The sequence below is a fragment of the Nocardioides sp. P4_G10 genome, assembly GCF_056401175.1.
The window spans coordinates 20,524-37,836 of the sequence record NZ_JBFUJV010000004.1; the positions used below are offsets into that span (position 1 = coordinate 20,524).

At 65.5% G+C, this 17,313-nt stretch carries 13 protein-coding genes; 7 read left to right on the forward strand and 6 right to left on the reverse strand.

Features of this window, described 5'->3' with window-relative positions; translation table 11 throughout:
* Window positions 1-342: 342 nt before the first annotated feature.
* The 4 genes from AC1DP1_RS07240 (at window position 343) to AC1DP1_RS07255 (ending at window position 6,510) form a co-directional block, all read left to right on the forward strand.
* Entirely contained in the window at window positions 343-3,906 is a 3,564-nt protein-coding gene (locus AC1DP1_RS07240) for an ATP-binding protein (protein WP_477506290.1), read from the forward strand.
* Window positions 3,903-4,424 carry a hypothetical protein gene (locus AC1DP1_RS07245; RefSeq protein WP_477506291.1) on the forward strand — a complete coding sequence of 174 codons (522 nt, stop codon included), beginning with the start codon at window positions 3,903-3,905 and terminating at the stop codon, window positions 4,422-4,424. The genes AC1DP1_RS07240 and AC1DP1_RS07245 overlap by 4 nt, the downstream gene beginning before the upstream one ends.
* Window positions 4,421-5,488: a hypothetical protein gene (locus tag AC1DP1_RS07250; protein ID WP_477506292.1), complete on the forward strand. Its 1,068-nt coding sequence runs from the start codon at window positions 4,421-4,423 to the stop codon at window positions 5,486-5,488. Before AC1DP1_RS07245 ends, AC1DP1_RS07250 begins: the two co-directional genes overlap by 4 nt.
* Before the next feature lie 662 nt (window positions 5,489-6,150).
* Entirely contained in the window at window positions 6,151-6,510 is a 360-nt protein-coding gene (locus tag AC1DP1_RS07255) for a hypothetical protein (RefSeq protein WP_477506293.1), read from the forward strand.
* Window positions 6,511-6,635: 125 nt separating this feature from the next.
* Here AC1DP1_RS07255 and AC1DP1_RS07260 read toward each other — a convergent pair whose 3' ends face one another.
* Window positions 6,636-8,189: a hypothetical protein gene (locus AC1DP1_RS07260; protein ID WP_477506294.1), complete on the reverse strand. Its 1,554-nt coding sequence runs from the start codon at window positions 8,187-8,189 to the stop codon at window positions 6,636-6,638.
* Window positions 8,190-8,776: 587 nt separating this feature from the next.
* Between AC1DP1_RS07260 and AC1DP1_RS07265 the strand changes: the two genes are divergently transcribed.
* The 3 genes from AC1DP1_RS07265 (at window position 8,777) to AC1DP1_RS07275 (ending at window position 12,143) form a co-directional block, all read left to right on the forward strand.
* Window positions 8,777-9,091, forward strand: coding sequence for a hypothetical protein (locus AC1DP1_RS07265; RefSeq protein WP_477506295.1), 315 nt, complete (start codon window positions 8,777-8,779; stop codon window positions 9,089-9,091).
* A gap of 691 nt (window positions 9,092-9,782) precedes the next feature.
* Window positions 9,783-10,523 (forward strand): hypothetical protein, encoded by a 741-nt coding sequence (locus tag AC1DP1_RS07270; protein ID WP_477506296.1) that lies wholly within the window; start codon window positions 9,783-9,785, stop codon window positions 10,521-10,523.
* A 492-nt stretch (window positions 10,524-11,015) separates the two neighbouring features.
* On the forward strand, window positions 11,016-12,143 hold the full coding sequence (locus AC1DP1_RS07275; protein WP_477506297.1) for a DUF6011 domain-containing protein: 1,128 nt from the start codon (window positions 11,016-11,018) through the stop codon (window positions 12,141-12,143).
* A 523-nt stretch (window positions 12,144-12,666) separates the two neighbouring features.
* On the opposite strand, the gene AC1DP1_RS07280 is transcribed toward AC1DP1_RS07275, so the two are convergent.
* From AC1DP1_RS07280 to AC1DP1_RS07300, 5 genes are all read right to left on the reverse strand, one after another.
* Window positions 12,667-12,885, reverse strand: coding sequence for a hypothetical protein (locus AC1DP1_RS07280; RefSeq protein ID WP_477506298.1), 219 nt, complete (start codon window positions 12,883-12,885; stop codon window positions 12,667-12,669).
* A 196-nt stretch (window positions 12,886-13,081) separates the two neighbouring features.
* Entirely contained in the window at window positions 13,082-14,074 is a 993-nt protein-coding gene (locus AC1DP1_RS07285) for a hypothetical protein (protein WP_477506299.1), read from the reverse strand.
* 89 nt (window positions 14,075-14,163) lie between these two features.
* Window positions 14,164-14,898 (reverse strand): HNH endonuclease, encoded by a 735-nt coding sequence (locus AC1DP1_RS07290; RefSeq protein WP_477506300.1) that lies wholly within the window; start codon window positions 14,896-14,898, stop codon window positions 14,164-14,166.
* A 391-nt stretch (window positions 14,899-15,289) separates the two neighbouring features.
* A complete protein-coding gene (locus AC1DP1_RS07295; protein ID WP_477506301.1) occupies window positions 15,290-15,736 on the reverse strand; it encodes a helix-turn-helix domain-containing protein in 447 nt (148 codons plus the stop codon).
* 263 nt (window positions 15,737-15,999) lie between these two features.
* Window positions 16,000-17,301, reverse strand: a complete 1,302-nt coding sequence (locus AC1DP1_RS07300) for a hypothetical protein (RefSeq protein WP_477506302.1) — start codon at window positions 17,299-17,301, stop codon at window positions 16,000-16,002.
* Window positions 17,302-17,313: the final 12 nt, after the last annotated feature.

Genomic DNA, 17,313 nt, shown 5'->3' on the forward strand with positions numbered 1-17,313 from the left:
CGCATGAGGGCTCGTGGTGGGGCGTGCGGCGAATCGTTATCAAACGGGCTTCTGGAGGGGTTCCTGCAACCGTTTCTGCACCCTCGATCGTGGGGCCCGTCCGGTGGAACGTCTCGTGCGTGCGGCGCTGCGATTGCCCATGGCCACGGACAGCAGAGCATGCACCAGCAGGCCGGTTCAGATGTGAGATCACGCGCTGCACATGGAATCCAGGCAGAAGGTCTCCGAGTCCAGAATGCCGTTGGCACGGCGGGAAGATGATGCGCATGCAGCCACGGCGGTGAGACAGCCGTGTTGACACTGACCTGCTTGTCGTGTGTCCAGAGCAACTAGCCTCCAGCCATGACAGCATCACCGGATCCCGACCTCATCAGACTTCTCGACAACCTCCGGTACGCCGTCTACAACAGCACCACCGACGCGATCCCATCCGCTGAGTTGGTCCTTTCCCGACTCAAGACCTCCTATAAAGGGAACGCTCAGGACCGGTCCGAGTTCGATGCACGCAACCTCGATGATCTGCACGCAGCGCAGCTCCGGAACTCTGAAGACGAGCGGGTCTGCCGTGCGGTGCTGGCGCAGTTGCAGCACTTCACTGAGCAGCGCGAGGTGGTGTCTGGCACGTTCCAGCGGCACTTGGACGCCTTTCCTGAGGCCGTGGGACCGCGGACGCTCATGGTGCAATGGCAGCTGCGCTGCGGTGACATCGACGGAGCAGTCGCGACCATCGAGTCGCTTGTTGACCTCGCCCCCAACTGGATCGACGAGCGGTTGGAGACTGCTAAACACGCCTCGCTGCGCTTCGACCAAGAAGCACAGCGGCGACTCGACGAGGCCCTTCTGGCCCGCGGAATCGGCACGGCCGGGCTCGCGTCCAAGGTGCGACGCGCTGAAGCGGCCGGAGGGTTCGGAGATAGCGCGGCAGCCATCCGAATCGTCGGCCGGGCCGCTCGTGGGGGCGACCTGGAGCTCGTTCAGGCGGCGATCGCCGTGGCCGAAAGAGCCCGTGAGAGCAGCCCCCGCCTCTATGGCACCGCGGCCCGCAGCTTCTCCATGAAAGGCGACGTCGACGCCGTCACGGCGCTGTGTGCCGCGTCGCCATTCGGCGCCGAGGATGACGGCGGCGAGATGCTGTTTGCACTGACGTGCGCCTACGAGAACTGCGGCCGCTGGCTCGAAGCGGCCGACCTTCACAAGAAGCACGGGCAGTTGCCCCGGTTCCAGCTCGCCGAGGCGCAGAACCGCCGACTCAACGCGCTGCTCAACGCCGATCTGATTCTCGAAGCGGTGGAATTCGTGAGCGCCGCCATGCGCGACGGCAGGTCGTACTTTTCGATGGAGATCGTGCAGAAGACCATCCGGTCGGCTGCACTCACACGTCCGCTGCTGGCCGCCGACGTGCTTTCTTCTTGGCAGGCTGTCCGGGTCACCGGACGAATGCTCGAGGAGATGCTCGCGGCAGTCATCCTTGCTCGTGGTGCTGACGTTGCGGTTTCGTGGGTACTCGACCACCGCACCCACTTCCGCGTCGACGAGGAGACCTGGCGCGTGGTTCTGCGGCTCCTGCTCGACAATGGGGAGAGCGTCTGCGCCTGGCTGGGCGCCGCCCGCGAGCAGGCTGAGTCCGACCAACTCACAGCTGTCGCGTCCCTCACCGCCGCGGATGACCTCCCCCTACTCGAGATCGTCCTTCCGCGGGCGGGTTCGCTCCATCCCCAAGTCAACCGGGCACTAGTGACGCACGGGCTGTCACGTGTCGCTCAGCTGCCTGTCGACGCGTTAGACGCATGGACCGTAGCCGTGGCGGCATTACCTTCCGAAAGACGAAGTGACGAGTACGCCGACCTCGTCGCGGCCGTGGCGGACCGCTTCACCGTCGAACGGCAGCCCGCACGCTCGCTAGAGCTGCTGGAGAAGCTGTGGGACTTCGGCGACGGTGAGGCCCTCGTCGCGTGTCCTCCATCAGTACTCCAGAGCTGGGTGCGCGCCCTGCGATGGGGCCGACCAGACCGGTGGGAGCGCGACTGCGGCGCCACCCTCAACCACATGATCTATGTGCAACGCCAGCTGCGGGTCAATCGGAGTCAGCCGTCGACGCCCGACAGGGAGGAGGCAGTGCGGCTGCAGTACCGGGCTACCGAGTCGATTCGCGCGTTCGCGGAGGCCTTCGCGGAGCTCAGCCAGGTCGGTCGTTACTCGCTGATCGACCGACAGGTGGAGCGGCTGACGCGCGCCCGGATCGACCCCACTCCCGCGATGCTCGAGTCCCTCATGGTGGCACTGCCTCGCGAAGCACGGCTCGATCACCTCGACCGGGTCCGAGCACTTCTCGGCGGTCAATCGATGACGGCCGGGCTGTGGACGACCTTCGTCGTGGGTGGTCTCTCGATCGCCCGGGTCGAGTCCAGCGAAAGCACCCCAGCTGCAGTTCGGGACAACGTTGCAAGGTGTCTCGCTCGGGGCGAAGAAGTTCTTCTCGAGGCCCTGGCTGCCCTCCGCTCAGCTCCAGGACTGTCCGTGGTCGACGCCAACTTCAGCCAAGGTGAGCTGTTGCGCATAGCCGACTCCTACCCGACGGGCCGCTACTGGGCCTACGGTCCGCTCGCCAACGACGTCCGCAGCCGACTCCGGTCGTGCCACACTGCTCACGACGAGTTAGTTGCAACCCTGTCCGCGGTCAGCGCGGCCCACGCCCGCTACGGCCTCGTGGCTGGAGTCGATCGAGTGCACCGCGCCTTCGACACGATTGGGCACCGTGCCAGCCGCGACGCACAGCTTGACCGGCTGGAGGCAGCAGGGCGCGCGGGCTCGGGCGCCGAGGTCGACCGCGCCGCGACCGAGCTGGGAGTCGACAGCATGGAGTGGAGCTCACCGGACTTCCTCCGGCTAGTGCGCGTCGCCGGTGAGTTCGACGCCGTTGAGCCTAGCCACGTAGTGACAGCAATTGGGACAGCTGACGTCGACGAGAACTGCCGCACCGTCCTTGCGGGTGAACTGCGCCGTGCCCAGGCCAGACGCGACAGCCCAGCTGTCCTGGTCTTGCACCGCCTCGCCGAGCACCTCGGGGTCGTCATGCCTTCCGACATGCAGCCAGCGCTCGTCGCGTCAGCTGCGAGCCACGTGACCGGCATGGACGACGAGAGCGACCTCGTCTCTGGCGAGCGGCGTGCGGACATGCTCACAGCTGAGCAGTTCCGCAACTTCCAAGGTCTCGTGCTTCATATGATGGCCGTTCCCGGGAAGAATCTGAATGACGCCCTCCCGGTCCTGCGGCGGGCCGAGGAGTCCGACGACCGAGCGCGGGCGGCGCTGGCCCTCGTGAGGCCCGGTCTCGAGGAGGCCGGCCAGCGGATCGAACGACTGCGCCGCCTGCTGCGGATCGGCGAGCGCGACGACGTGAGTGGGACGACCCTTCTCGAACCTGTCATTGACGAGGTCCTTGCGTCCTTCCGGTCCACGACCGACCGGTTGTCGATCCTGGTGGAGAGAGACCTCGAGGAGGGCCTCACCACCGAGGCCAACCCGGGACTCGTCGCATTCCTCATCGAGAACCTGATAAGCAACAGTGTCAAAGAGGGCGACCTCCTTCGCTCGCAGAGACGCACGCCGGAGGGGGGTTTCCGGATATCGGTGTCGACACACTTCCGGGCGCCGCAGTTAGGCGAAGACCAGCGATACGGGATCGTCACGATCGGCGTACGGGACAACGGCTCTGGGTTGCCAGCCAACCTCATGGACGACATCCGGTCATGGAACTACACGAGTTCGCCCGACCACGGACTCGGGATCGGCCTAAGATCGACCGCCGAAGGTGTCGACCTGGCCGGCGGGCGCCTCGCCACGCTGGAGCAGGGTGGCGGCGCGTGGGTGACGATCGAGCTCCCCGCAGGAAGGGCGCTGAAGTGAACTCCCGGATGCTGCCGGTCGTCGTTGTCGACGACGACCCAGATGTGCTGCGGGACGACGTCGCCTACCTCGGGTTCGACTATCCGGGCCGCGAGGTCGTGACGTATCAGCAGCTGACGACCGCTGTACCGGCGCTCATCCGACGCGAGGAGCCGTTTGTCCTGATCCTCGACCACGACTTCCCGCCCGAGGGCGGCACGACGCGCCTGGAAGGTCACGTCCTTGCTACCCGGCTCCGCGAGCGTCACCCATGGGGGATGCTCCTGCCGATCTGTTACCGCTCGGGCAGGTTCTCGGCCACCGCGTGGACCGAGCTCACAGCCGCCGAGGGCTCCTTCGCGCCCACCATGTATGTCGACAAAGCGAGCAGGGGCGTGGTCGGCTGCGTCGAGATGCTCGACTCTGCGTTCGCGCGCACCCGCCAGGCGTGGCTACGTCAGGCCGAACTGCTGCTCGAGTACAGCGACTACGACGACCTCGAAGACGTAATCCCGACGTTCCCGCCGGACCCAGAGTGATCCGCATCAGCCGGAGCGAGCTGGTGGAGCGCTCGTCCGACATAGTGCTCCTCGACCTGGAAGCGACTGTTGACCTCGCCCACGGACGCGCCGTGCCTAAGCTCCCCTCCGAGATGCGGTCGCCGGTCCTATGCGTCCTTTCGGACACTGTTGCAAGAATCTCGGAGAAGTCATGCACGGAGCTCACGCCGGAAGCAAGAGAAAGGTATGCGGAGACGCTCTCGTTCTTGGGCCGCGCCCCCGCGTTGCCCGATGGTCAGCAGCTTGTCGTGTTGCTACGGGACGCGGCCGTGGTCCGGTCGAGCATCCGCCTGACCACCCAGGCCCGCGACCTGGTGAGCAAGTACGAGCTGCACGTCCACCAGCTGGTCATGATCGGAGCGATTCGAGAGCTCGATGACTTGGTGCGCGACGACGGAACCCGGGTTCGCACCCACGTCGTCGCCAAGTATGACTCGCTGGCGCAGCTCGTTGTCGACCTCTACAACGAGAGCCTTTACGTCCGCGTCTCAGCCCAGGCGCCCCGTGTGCAGGGCGGGTATCGGCCCGGCCCGTTCGACGCGCTCGCGGCGTTCGGCAGCACGACTCCGGTCAGCCGAACCGCCCGTCCCGGGCGAGGTCGCGCCCGCGGCCCGCTGTTCGACACCAACGTGATGCTCGACCCGAACGTCCATGACAGCCCGGACGTGCGCGACGCAATGGAACGACATTCCGCCGTGCTGCTGCCGCACCGTGTCGCACTCGAGCTCCTCAGCGGTTCGCTTCCGGCTGCTGTTGAGCGCCGGATTCCACGTGGCCCGGCACGACGGTGTCTGCGTGACATCCAACGAAGCCGGTTCCAGGGCCGGGAGCTACACATCGCGGAGGATGAGTCCGCTCATGACTGCCACCGTCAGCTCGAGCTCCACGCACGCTCAGCTGCTGAGGATTTTGCGTGTCCCGGGTTGACCGACGAGCAGCTCATCATCCTTGGCGAACGACTCAACGCCGAGGTGTTCACGATGGACGGGGCCGCGCGGACATGGTCCAAGGAACACTTTCCTTTAGTCCAGCTCCGACCCTGACGATCGCGGTGACCGACTTCGACAGACATGCCGAGCCGCCCGCTTGGTGCGGCGCTCTCGACGCGGCCGCCGCGACGGACGGACAGTAGGTGGCTCGAAGGACGGTAATTGCACGCAGTCGGAGGCGTCGAGGATCTGAAATGCCACCGTATGTAACCGAGGAGCGCGCCGGCTCTCCGGAGCCGGGCCCGAGGCTGTGCGTCACGGTGCCGGTTTCGCCTGCGCCGACATTGGTCGGCCGCGGGTTAGCGGGTGGTCTCTCTCAGTCAGCCCGGAGAAGGACAAGACCGCAGGGCAGCGAGCTCGCATCTGCTGCATGTCGATCTGCGCGCCAGGAGTCGAACCCAAACCGCCCGATCCGTAGCGGCGCGTGACCTTCTTTGGTCAATGCGAGTTCCGCTTTCTCCGAGGGCGCCCGTCGTGCGTTTCGCCGTTCAGAGGCCTACTGGGTGTCACGTGAGGGCTCGTGGTGGGCCGTGCGGTGGATCGTTATCAAACAGGCTTCTGGAAGGGTTTCTGCAACCGTCCTTGCACCGTGTATCCGGACATCGTCCCGGGTTGCGCGGATGCCCCATCGAGCCGAGTCGGTGCACCGGGCCGTCGGGCGGCGCCCTGCGACTCGTACTAGCGGACCTGTCGGTTGCTTGGGCGAGGATGTCGCCATGGCAGGAAAGACTCATACCTTCGAGTCGCTGGTGGCGACTCGCGTCGAGCTCCTCATCGACGCACTCGGCACGGCTACGCGAGTGGCGGAGTGCCTTCGTATCACCCGTCCGCTGCTGTCCAAGTGGCGTGCTGGAACTGTGATGCCGACGCTGGCACAGGCAAAGTTGCTGATCGAGCTCGATCACGTGGTCGCGCGCGGGTGCCTGATCTACGTGCCAGAAATCATCAACGGCTGGCTGTTCGGGCACGACTCCTATCTCGAGGGTGCTCGACCTATCGATGTGTTACATCTCCGAGGGAGTGCGGATGTGCTGGCCGCGCTCGACTCGCTCGAGCAGACGGCATGGGGCGGCTAGCGGCGGGGGTCGGCCGCACCCCGGATCCTTCCCGGAGCGTCAGCGCAGCGCCTGCCATCCGCCCACTATGGCTGGGTGGCGCAGCCACCCCAGCCATAGTGGGGGAGATGCGACTTCCTCGAGGTTCATGCCTCAAGGCCAGTCAGACCAACTGCAAGTGCACCGACAATTGGAGAACCGGGAATCTCAGATGCCGGGAGGTTCATACGGCTGCCCAGCATGTCAGCGAACCTCTGCGCCGCCTCTGCGCAGTCACCGTGGGCTGCCCAGGTTTCGAACTCGTAATGGTGGTCGCGTTCGGGCGTGATGATGTCTAGGCGCCCCTTCTCTCCCGCCTTGGCAGGCCGGTACCGCACATAGCGAATCGAGTTCAGATCGATCGACCGGTTGATCTCTCCATGTCGCTCGAAGTCCTCCTTCGCCAGAACGAGCAGGCGCTTGTCGGTCGCGGCCAGGTAGTGCGTCCAGGACCGGCCCTTCCACTTCGTCTTGGTCTCGGCAACGGCGAGTAACTGTTCTTCTCTCAGGTGCCAGCGGATCACCCGTGGGAGGTGCTCTGGAAGGCTGTGGGGGAAGGCGACAACCATGGGCTCGGGGAGTGGAGGTACCTCGATACTTATGGACTCGCGCATCGCGCTGACCTGATCCTTCAAGAATCTCGAGACGCGTGCGACGTCCTCTGCCGCACGACGAGACTTGGTGAACGGGACGGTCTTCTTACCGGGCAGGTCGGCGAGCACCGAGAGTTCCCAGTGGAGCTGGTGCAGTAACTGATCCACCACCTCGAGCTCTTGGTCGTGTTCCGTTCTTGCGTCGACAACGATCTTCCTTACAAGGGAGTCAGGTTCGTTCGGGTCGGCGTGTACCCGTCCTGCTCTGATGGCTTGATATGTGAACCACGCGGCCTGTGCCCGAATCATCGCCTGGGCGTCGGTGATCAACTCCTCGGCGTGGTGCTTCAGGTACTCCACTCGGGCCCGGTGATCCTTCTTGGCAGCGAGTTTCGTCTTGTGGTTGTTGACGCTGTCTCGGAAGAGCGTTCGGCTTGCGCGCAACTCTGCTTCATGACCTGCGACGTTTTCCCAGATGTGGCCGGTCACGTGCCCTACGTGCTGGGCCTCGTCGATTGCCTTGAGCATCGCGGTGTGAAGCCCCTCAACACCGGCCCACTGCTCCCGTTTTACTGTCTGGAGCAAGTCGTCGGTCAGCGCGATATTCTCCCGGACGAGGGTGGAGATCTTTGCGAGCTGCAATTGGATCAGCAGCAATGCGACGGCGGGTCCCAAGGCGGCAGCCACGCCGACGGCGCCCGCTGCTCCTGCGGGGACCCATTGCACGGAGTGGGCAATCTTGCCCGAAGAGTCGACGAGCGCCCCTAGGTTTGCCCCCGCGGCGTTGGTCATAGGCGTCGCTGTTTGGAGTGCTGTCAAGGTCTCCGGGGTGAGCCTGACCAGCCCTTGAAGGCCAGCCGTGGCTTGGCCCGCTTGGGCCGCGATGTTCGCGCTGCCGGCAAGTGCACCGATCGCATCGGTCGCTGAGGACGCAGCGCTCGTTGGAAAGAGTGGCGGAGGGATCACGTCTAACCCCGAGATTGCCTGCTCACCAAACACCAACGCCAGACCTGGGCAACCTTCCAGCTCGACGAGGGTGGCAGGAGTCGCCTCGGCAACGGGTTTCATGCGGCTGTCATACCACCGGATATGGGTTCGTGCCGCGGTTTGGAGCCGGGCTGCGCTACCAACCGTTGTCTTCGCAGAGCTTGCACGAACCGGAGCCTCCACAAGCAGGACAGTTCGGGTCGGTGTTGTACGTCCGACCCGAGCTAGCTCGCTGCTCGTTCTCCCAGTGCTCCAGGCTGCAAGCATCGCTACAGAAGTTCCAATTGGTGGCCGTGCCGCCACAGTTCCGGCACTCGGTTGTCCAGTCCTCTTCGTCGTCACTCGACTTCTTGCTGAAAAGACCCATTGTCACCTTTCGTACAACCGTCGGTGCGCCTGCGCGCTACCGACAGCACGCTATCGGTCGTCCGTGTCGCGCGCGGACGATTCGCAAGCGTCGCCTCTTAGCTCGAGGCCGTGAAGCGGACGGATGTGAATTGGCGCAGCACCGACGATCCAGAGGAGTCGGACGCCTGGTCACGGTCTAGCGAGCGCCCCTCCGATGCAAGCGTCCGGTCGTCGAGAACTCGCTCACTGGTGGACTCTGGTCGGTGCGAGTCCAGATGGACCAACCCGAGGCAGACCAGAGCCAATCTCGTCTCGAAGAGGTGCTGACGAAGATCAACGATCTCTTCGCCTACGAGGACGTCACGCCCGGGCAGCAGCAGTCCTGGGTGCAGTCACTCGTGACTGTCCTTGAGGAGGACGACACCGTCCAGGAGCAGGGGGCCGCGAACGGGTCCAAGCAGTTCGTCGAGTCGCCGGACCTCGCCGAGGCCGTCACGGAGGCCGTCGTGGGGACTCAGGAGTCGCACAACACGATGGTGGACAAGTTCTTCGGCGACGACGCCTTCAAGACCAAGCTCGTGAAGCTCCTCGGCGAACTCGTCCATGAGGATCTGAACGGCCAAGTCAGCGCTTGACGCCCCAGCAGCTAGTCGACCTAGCCCAGTCGGCCGCTGCAGGTCCGATTCTGTCTACGGCAGTCGATGACCCGGCTAGCCTGAGCGCGTGTCCAATCGGCGAATCGGTGGCTCCACCAGCGTCACCGTCAGCGACCTCGCAACCCATTACGGAACGACGGCCAAGTTCGTCGTACTGGCCCTACGCCGCGTCGGTGTCGACGCGCAGACATCCCAGGACTGGCTCACCCCGACGGTTCAGGCCGCCTTCGAAGATGCGTACGGGGAAAGGATTCGTGCCGCCCGTCCTTTCGCCACACAGCCGCCGTCCGCGGTAGAGACTCAAGCGAGTCTTGGCTCTCGAGAGGCCCCTCCAGCGAATGATTCCGCCGACGAGCGAAGCTGGAGTCGAGACGCGTTCAGCCCAACACTCGTCGGCGGGGCCTTAAAGCCCGCCAACGAACTCACGTCGGAGCAAATTGCCCAGCGCGAGGCCCAGCGGAGCAAGGACCGCCGGTACGCGCTCCCGAAGAGACAGAGCGCAGAACGCTTTCCAGCCCGAGGCGTCGAGAAGATCTACCTCGGGGGTTTGCCGGGCGGCGGGCGACGTTCCTAGGCACAGCAGGCCCCGTAGTGAGGGTGCCGAGGAGGCAGGGACAAGCTCTCGCGAAGTTCGGTGCAGCGACGGAGCGGCAGTCCTAGGGTGTGGCTCATGCGAGGCATGGTTACCGTCAGGGGCGGCCCGTCTGGACAGCGGAGCAAGTTCGGTGGGCGCAAGCTCACCTGTGACTGCGGGTGGACCACCGAGTCCCTTCAGGCCGAGTCGTCAGCGGCGCGTCACCTGCGCGAGCGGCACGGTGCGGACAAGACCCTCGTCGACAACGGGAGCAAACGTCTCATCGTCTGCGGACTGGACGAGAGGCGGCTGAGTAGCGCCGAGCTCGTCGAGTACCGGGCGCTGGTTCTTGGCGGCGACGAGGCTCGAAGGGTTCGGACCGCTCGCAGGCTGCGGCTCAGCGTMGGGGACTTTCTCCTCACGGGCTTCATCCTGGTCCTTTGTGCAGCGTTCACCGTGGGGCCGTTCTCGGCGTCCTTGGGCTCGGAAGATCCGCGCGGTTTCAGGGCGGAACTACTCGGATTCGCTGGGCTAGCCTCGATTCTCGCCGGGCTCTACTGGGTCTTCATCGTGGGCCTCGCGGACGCCAAGAGAGCGCAGTGGCGAGTAGTCGGATGCTTCCTAGACGTCATCGGGTTCCAGGACCGCGGTGACGCTCACCCCTCGGTCAGACCCGGTGGCGACCACCGCGACAGTGAACGCACCTATTGGGCGACGGGGAACTACGACCCAGAGAGGTACTACCGAGAAACGGGGAGCTGGAGCAGGGAGTTCCGCAACTACGTCAAGGACTCGTACGGGGACCTCGACACCTACAACTCGAACCACCCGGACTAGAGGCAAGGCGTCTTGCCCGCCTCGATGAATGCTTCCCTCAGCTACGGGATAGCGACTAGACCACGCGGCCTGCGAGGTCCCCTAATCGCTTCGGTTCGCCGTCCGGGCGCCGCGGTCTACTAGTGGCCAGGCCGCGAGCTGCCGCGCCCAGCCTGCGCCAAACGTTCCCGGGCGCTCACTCTTGCGAGTCACCCTCCTCGTGACGCGCGAGTTGGGAACTGCTCCTGTACGAGGTAGGGGTCGATTCGGCGCCACGGGCCAAGAAGAGGCGGAACATCAGATCCGCGCGCGGCCGGCGCTGGCCCTTCTCGAATTTCTGATCGCGTCGACGGACACCCCGGCCCGAACGGCCAGGTCGGCCTGACTGATTGCAGCCCCTTCCGGTAGGCCCTTAGTACCCACACGAACTCGCCGAGAACGACCACACCTCGAGCGCCGGACGGTATGTGCGTTCGACGGACGCGGTCTGCGATCGGGTGCGACGATGAGTCCGTGGCACCGCACGTTCCCGACGAACTCGAGCGGCGCACTCTCAAGAGGCTGGACGACATCAGGTCGTTAGCATCGACAGCTCTGATCACGGATCCAGCTCGGTGGACGGCCGAGACCCTGAGCGAGCGGATCACGCAGGTGACCCGGCTTCATCACGGCACCATTCATACGATCGTGTCTGCGGTCTTCGCCGAAGCGGGGCCGCGGGAGGATCTCCGGAGACAGCGCGGGTTCGCGCAATGGCTGCGCATGGGCATCCGCGATCGCGCAGAACTGGTGCGGAGAGCGACGGTCGAATGGCAACTGGACGAGCTGTCCGCCGCGACGGTCGTCGACCGGCTCATAACGTCGGCGCGCCGAAACGGCGTAGCTTTCGGTGAACTGGCCAAGCTGCCCGCCCCGCCGCCGCCAGACGGCCAAGCAGACTGGGACCTCCTCGAGCGGCGGATCAGCCGGCTGTTGACCCGGCGCGACGTTGGCATGATCCGTGTGTCCCCATGGGAAGGCGTGCGTGAAGCGGGGTGGACCCTGCGCCTCGACTGGGTCGCGACCCAGAACGGCAACACTGTCCACATCGTGTGTCGCGCGACGCAGCCGGAGCCTTACGCGGCCCTCCGCTCCGCCCTGACGTTGCGACTCTCAGACGTTCCATCCCGGCCGCTCGTCCATGTGCCCAGAGCCGTCGAGACGTTGCCTGTCCTCATGATCCGGCGCGAGCCCACCTCGGCCGAGGCGGCATCCCTAACCGTCGAGCTCCTGCGCGACTCCCTCAACCTGCGTCCCAGCAGCGTCAACGACAGACATCAGACACTGAACACGGTTGCTCACAGCGAAACCCAACGAGTGCGCCGGCTGGCGCGGGCGTACCGCAGTGCCCCGTCGGGCTACTGCGTGGAGTGCCATCGCCCTCTCAGCGACCCCGAAAGCCTGAGGCGCGGATGGGGCCCAGTGTGTTACGAACGGCTCCATCCTGATCTCAAGGTCGTGGTCTCCTCTGGATGGGCCTTACCCCGAGCTCGGGAAGAGTCGACGACGCCTGAGGGACTGCCGCCAGCCGACTGGAGACAGCAGGTCGCGACCGCCTGGTGGGAGCGGGACATCCCCATTGAGGGAGCTACTAGGGGCTAGCCCGGGACCCGCAAACAGGCCTCGCCTATGTGCAACAAGGCGTTGCACAGTTGACCTTGCCGAGGCCGCTCCGTTGAGCAGTTCAGTCTGAACCACATTCGCCCTGCCCCGCCGGTGCCAGACCGGCTGCGCCAACACACGCTCTACGTGGTCAGGCGCCACGCGATGGCTACATCGAACCTCAGGGCTCTGGCGGCATCGCGGGTTGCGCCACTGCAACCAGTTCCGCGTGATTTCGCTGCTGCGACCGGCACATTGCGCCTCCGCCACCTGATCGCGCCCGGCAACTCGCGGGTGCAAAGCGGGCGCAACTCCACAACTTCTCGGTCATTTTCGATGGCGTTGCCCGGGTGTCCCCGAGTTCGGAACTGCTCGTGGTGGCGGCGGTCCTGGCCGACGGAGTCGGGATCACTCGGCTGCGCGGCCCCGTTTGGTGTGATGCGGTGCGTCCCCATCGATCACTGTGATGGTCGAAGCGTCTTGACCCCCGGGTGCCGGGGGATCAGCCCACTCGCAGGGGCTGTCACAGCGTCATTGCGCCAGTTGCGACGTCACAAGGGTTCGTATCGCAGTCGTCGTCGTCCCCCTCGATGTAGCCCGTGCCCTTGCTCATGCCGTCCCCGCAGTCTGCGCACCACGACAACTCGCTCACGGTCTGGTCGTCATCGACGAATACATCCGCCATGCCTGTTCCCTCGCACTCCTCGCACACGTAGTAATGCTCGTCATGCTCGATTGCCATGGCCTTCCCTCGCCCTCGGATCGCGTGCCCAGACTGTAAGTGCAGTCGCACTAGTGTTGGGGCGGCCGCGGGCTCTGCGGTTGCAGACCTGCGAAAGGCCCAGCGGGAACCTTCTTCATCAACAATGGCTGCCGCAGAGGCCGTCGACCCGGCCGATTCTTGGGCGGCTACCGCTCGACCGGGTGGACTGAACCGCTCAGCCACCCACTTGGAGCTTCTTGTAGCGCGAGAACCGAAGCTCGTATCCGAACTCCTCGCCCTCGGGCGTAAGGGCACGGCCGCCCGTTCGCGCGGCATCCCACAGCCACGGAAGGACGAATCGGATGACGTCGTCTGGAGCGAGGCCCCCCATCTCCGCCAGTGCTCGGTCACGTAGCGCCTCCAGCTCTTCGGGACTCTGTGATCCAACGGCGCGTTGGTGGCCATCGGCAGCTGTGGCCCGCGCCAGGTCCAATAGGGGTGATGACTCTGATGAGGCGCCAACGTCCGGTTGTTTCGTGGTCAGCTTCTCCGTCGGCGCACCGCCAAGATCTGAGGTGCGCCCCTCAGCCTCCTCAGCCGGGGGGCCGAGCACGAGTTGGCGTTGTGCCGACGGCCGGAGTTCGCCGAGATTGCCGACGAGGGTGGTGACCATCTCCACGTAGGCCGCGACCTCTGGCCGCGTGTCGTGGCCCCAGGCGTCCTCGATCAGCGGTACGACCTGGTCCCAGGTGAGATGGCTGTAGCGCTGACCATCGAGCATGGCCGGAGCCGGTTTGATCAGAGGTCCGGTGATGTACGTCAGGTCCAGGCTGCAGCCCGGGTGCGCCGCAGCCGCGAGGCGCAGGTAGTAGGGCAACTGGTCGGGACGGTGACTGCCTGCCTCGGTCTTGAGCTCGATGACCCAGACCCGGCCAGACCACAATACGGCCCAGTCCGGCCATCCGTTGGCAGCGTCGTCCTCGACCTTCGGCAGCAGGTACTCGTCGACGAACACGTCGGGAGGATCCGCGCGCCGTCCCTGGTCGTGCGCGCCGTACGCCGTCTCGTCCAGCAGTTGGAGGAACCGTCGCCCTGCGTTGCCCGGTGATCGTGGCGTGTTCCACGGTGGTGGGTCCCCGTCGAGGATGAGGGTGGTGACGAGTCGCTGGAGGTACTCCTCCCGACCCAACTTCAGGCGTCGCCACAAGGCCGTTGGGCTCTCCCACATGCGGGAAAGCCTAGGCCGCTCCGACGACAGGGGTGGTCTTGACGAACCAGAGCACCCATGAGCGGGCGCACGGCATCGGCTCGCCTGGTCTAGGCGAGGCGCTTCCTCAATTCATCCGGGGTCAGCCAAGGCCGGGCACGGTGGATCATCCGGTGGCAATTGCTGCAAAGAAGGGCGAGGTCGTCCATCCGCGTGGTCGTGGGTCCAGAGGCGTGCAATGGGAGGACGTGGTGAACCTCGATGAACCCATCGCCGAGGTCGCCGTAGGTCTCGCCGAAGTCGAAGGCACATACCTCGCAGGCGATGGGCAGTCCCGCGGCTTGCGCAGCGCTGAGTTTGCGCTTTCGAAGGGTCTGATTGCGCTCGCGTCTGTAGTGCCAGGCAAGAAGCGACGTCCCCTCCGGGGCCTTGAAGTCATCGTCGAGCATGTCGGGGTCGGACCGCCAGTCCACCTCGACCACTTCCACCGGAGGCGCGACGGGGGTCGAGCCGATCGCGATCTCGGCACGAAGTCGTGCCGCCATAGCGTCCATCTCCAAGGGCTGGGCGAGGAAGTCCTCGAGCACCTCGTGCGTTGGACGCCCTCCCTTGGTCGGCTTGCCCGTGTACGTCGGTAGGAGGGTGGAAAGGTCGTACATCTTGCGCTGGACGCTGCTTGGGCTTCGGAAGTTGTCACCACGCTCGTCGACCGGGATGAAATTCGCGTCGTTCAGCAGCGCCGACAATGCCTCGGCCTCGTCCGAACGCGCCCGGTAGACGATCCAGTCGTTCGCCTGCAGCTCCGCGCAGATGATGATGAGCTCCTCGCGCGTCCAGTCCGCCACGAGACGTCAGCCCAGGCCAGGTTCGGGGTAATCGCCCTTGCGAGTGTCTGGATTCGTCATGCCCTCCTGCCTCAGGCTCGCTTCTTGAGGCCGCAGGAGGTGCACTGCAACCAGTTCGTGCTGACGGGTTGAAGCGTGTAGGTGCCACAATCGGGGCACCGGTGACCTTTCGCCACGGGTGTGTCCTTTCCTGGGTGCGCCGCCCCAGCAGCGAGCACCTGAGGGCCAGCGTAATGATTGCATCAGCACGCCGCGCCGGAACTGCAGACAGGGATAGACGTGCGAGATCGCGCGCACGGGGCCGAAGGTACCTGTTTCTTCGTAAGACTCCGATCAACGTCTGGCGTTCGGGCGGATGGTTGCGGCCACCTGTCCGGCACGTCGAAGCCCCTCAGTTCTCGTCCAGCAATACGCGCGAGCGGCCCGCATCGTCGGTCGTGGCCTTGAGCTTTCCGCTGCGAAGCCATACGTAGACGGTCTGGCGGCTGACTCCCAATCGTTTGGCGGCCTCGGTGATCGACACACCTGGGGTGTCCGGCGTCGACCGTGGGGCGCTGCCGCGTTGGCGTCGCCATCGAAGCGATGGGGGCACTTGTTCGTCGTCCCTGGCGCGGTAGGCCCTGATCCGGGCGGTCTCCGCGCTGCCCAGGTCTGCTGCGCGCGCGATCTCCGCCCAGGTGAACCCACCTTGGTGAGCGGCGATGAGGGCCTCCGCGAGCCGGGTCGCGGAGCTTCGGTGCCTGTCCTCCGCCTCGCGGAGACTGCGGGCGGCGTCACTGACTTTCCCAATCAACTGGCCGCTGCCACGGGAATCCTCGGGCGACGCGTGGGTCGTCACCGGCTGATCGTGTCATGCCGCACGCATCCGCGCGGAGACGCCACACTTGAACTCGAGGACGCCGTGACCAAATATCTGATTGATCGGGTCGCTGGTCCGGGAGAAGCAATGAATGTTGTCGTCGAGCTTCGGGCCTGGTCTTCCGCTCCCCACCGCGGCCTGTGATGGAGTTTCCACACACGAGCGAGGCCTGACGGAGGCAGAGAGGAACAATCAGAGGTGTCTCGCATCTTGCGCGCCGGCATGTGTCCAGGTGCGGGAGCTCAGTAGTCCTCAGGCCTTGGCCCGAGTCGCAGAAGAAGCTCAAGGCTGGGGAGCAGGTCGCCGTACTCGTCGACCAATCCCCAGCCGACGTACGCCGACGTGTCGTCGTCGCCCTCACCGTCCTCCATGCGCCATGCCGTGGCTGAGAGCAGTGTGGTGACGACCAGTCGGACGTCCTCGACATGCCGAGCGCATCGATCAGCCCAGACCTGTAGGAGCGGATGCTGGGCAGGAACGCCGGTGCGGTGCGTGATGGCGTAGATGTCGAGGTCCCCGAAGCCGCTGTCGAGGCCGTGCCTGTCGACGAGCTCTGCGAGCGTGGTCGGCGTCAACGCCGCGAGCGCGGCTTCGACCGAGGCGATGGTCTCGTCGGTCGAAGCCTGGCCGGGCGGTCGCTCGGGGAAGTAGAGGCTGGTCTCCCACGGGCCGTAGCCGCGCATGCGGTCGGCGTCGTGGAGCCGGTCGTGGAGCGCGGCGGTCTTGAGCGTCACCTGCACCGCCATCTCGAGGCGCTCTGCGTTCGCGTCGTCCGGCGTGGCGATCGGGAGGGTCTTCGCGAGCTCCTCGCAGCGGGACACTGCGGCGGACCTGCCGGCGCCGCGAGCGATCCGAGACAAGCGACTGTCGAACAGGTGCTGGGACTCGCCCACGTCGCGCAGGAGGTAGGCGTTGTTGTGCAGCCCTCCGACGACGAGCTCGTCTGCCGTAGCGATCGACGCGGCCATCGCACGGACCAGCGGGCTGGCCGGTCCGAACGCGTCGAAGATCGAGAAGCCCTCGTCGCCCAGCGCGTCGGCGTCGACGAYGAGGTGGGCGGGTACGTCGGCGTGCGGAGGCAGCGCCGCGATCATCTCGCGGACTTTGCGGACCAGACCGGGTAGCTCGGTTGGGCTGACAGGCAACAGTGGGCCGAAGTCGTCACGCCGGAGCTCCCACCCCACGGGTGCGACCGGTGTGTGCGGAGCCAGAGCACTCGCTTCCAGAGCCAGCGCAGTCTCTGGGGCGCGGACGGTGAGGACGATAGTGCCGTTGGGCAGGTCGCGCTCCAACGGCTTGTCGACGGCGAACTCGCCTCGTGCCACGGCGTCCAAGATGTCGAGACACAGGACCTGAACTCCGCGTCTGCCACGTGGCCAGTCCAGGCCCGGGTCCATGCCCTCCGTCGGTCGGGTCCAGACCAGCAGCTCGTGGCCGAGGGGTTCGAGTAGCCCCTCGGAGTAGCCGAATTCTTGGTTCCCCTCAGGTCCGTCGCTCATGTGGACGGAGAACGAGGGGAGGTCTTCGGCGTAGTCGCGGTGCACCCTCGACATCCT

Excerpts from the sequence above, each read along its gene's own strand:
- AC1DP1_RS07240 (WP_477506290.1), top strand. The coding sequence starts at position 343 with ATGACAGCATCACCGGATCCCGACCTCATCAGACTTCTCGACAACCTC.
- AC1DP1_RS07255 (WP_477506293.1), top strand. The coding sequence starts at position 6,151 with ATGGCAGGAAAGACTCATACCTTCGAGTCGCTGGTGGCGACTCGCGTC.
- AC1DP1_RS07260 (WP_477506294.1), bottom strand. The coding sequence starts at position 8,189 with ATGAAACCCGTTGCCGAGGCGACTCCTGCCACCCTCGTCGAGCTGGAA.
- AC1DP1_RS07280 (WP_477506298.1), bottom strand. The coding sequence starts at position 12,885 with ATGGCAATCGAGCATGACGAGCATTACTACGTGTGCGAGGAGTGCGAG.
- AC1DP1_RS07285 (WP_477506299.1), bottom strand. The coding sequence starts at position 14,074 with ATGTGGGAGAGCCCAACGGCCTTGTGGCGACGCCTGAAGTTGGGTCGG.